At 71.2% G+C, this 1,293-nt stretch carries 1 protein-coding gene; it reads right to left on the bottom strand.

Translation table 11 applies throughout. The features are described 5' to 3' along the window. Positions 1-1,126: IS21 family transposase (istA, locus tag ABHU32_RS10020; RefSeq protein ID WP_346979819.1), on the bottom strand; the 1,126-nt coding region annotated here is incomplete at its 3' end. Positions 1,127-1,293 lie beyond the last annotated feature (167 nt).

Raw genomic sequence — 1,293 nt, 5'->3', positions numbered from 1 at the left:
CGGGGCCCTCCCCGAAGGCCCTGGGGAGGACGGCGACCCGGCGGCCGCGGTCGGCGAGGATCTCCACCGTCGACGCGCGCATGCCGACGAGCAGGCTCCGCCCGTGCCAGGCGGGCCCGGCGACGTACTCGCGCCCGTCGGCCTCGACGTAGCCGCGCTTGTCGGCGCGGGCGGTGACCCACCTCACCGCGTCGAACTCCACGCCGGGAAGGGCGCGCATGGCGGCGAGGTCCTCCCGGTAGGCCTCCCCGTGCGGCCTGCCGTCGCGGCAGCGCGCCGCCGCGTTGACCCCCGCGCACCCCTCGGCGAGGAACGCGTTGAGCTCGGGGAGCGCGCCGAACGCCGGCACGGGGACGAGGAGGTTGCGCCGGAGGAACCCCACGGCGTTCTCGACGGAGCCCTTCTCGTTTCCCGAATAGGGGTTGCAGTACCGGCTCTCGAAGCGGTAGTGGGCCCTGAACTGCGAGAACAGCCTCGATTCCGTGACCTCGCCGCGCACCATCCTGCCCGCCTCGGTGGCGTTGTCGAGCACCATCGCCGCCGGGGCGCGGCCCCAGCGGCGGAAGATCTCGAGCGGCCCGGCGCACAGGCACTCCGACCTCTGCGACATGAGGGCGACGCACTGCCGGTCGTTCGAGTGCGGAAGCGTCGCGACCAGCAGCTTGAGGTCGAGGGTCCTCCCGCCGACCGCGGCGCGGAAGTTCCCGAAATCGACCTGGCAGGTGCCGGGCGCCCACTCGAGCTCGAGGTACCCCTCTCCGCCCGCCGCCGCCCGGGCGAGCCTGAGCTCGCGGACGAACCTCTGCACGGTGGAGTAAGAGCCGCCGTAGCCGCGCTCGGCGACGAGCCTGTCGTAGATCCGCCTGGCGGTGTGGCGCTGCTTCCTCGGGGCCCCGAGGTCGGCCTCGAGAACGCCCGCGACCCATTCCTCGTTGCCCTCGAGCGCGGGCCTGCCCCTCCTCCGGGGCATCGGCGCGGCGGGCGACATGTCCTCCATGTCGGCGTACTTCGCCAGGGTGTTCCGGCTCACGTGGAGCATTCGGGCGATCTCGGACCTCGAGCGCCCGGCGGCATCCATCGACCGTATATCATTCACTGTGTCCAGGGGCACGGTCATCTCCTCCATCCTTCCCGGGCGGGCTCGCCAAAGTAACCGCCCGGGGAAACCATACGGCGAGGGTCGCGCCCCCGGTCCCCGGGGCGCGGCCCTCTTGCTTAAACTGCTCAATTTTTCGTGCTCACGGTGCTCATTTCCCGGTGATCACTCGGACCACTTCTTAGTGAACATCAACA

Origin of the sequence: Collinsella aerofaciens, from assembly GCF_039758965.1 — a bacterium.
Classification (GTDB): Bacteria; Actinomycetota; Coriobacteriia; order Coriobacteriales; family Coriobacteriaceae; genus Collinsella; species Collinsella aerofaciens_BR.
Note: the sequence above shows the minus strand (reverse complement) of the source record. Positions and strands in the feature narration are given on the sequence as shown.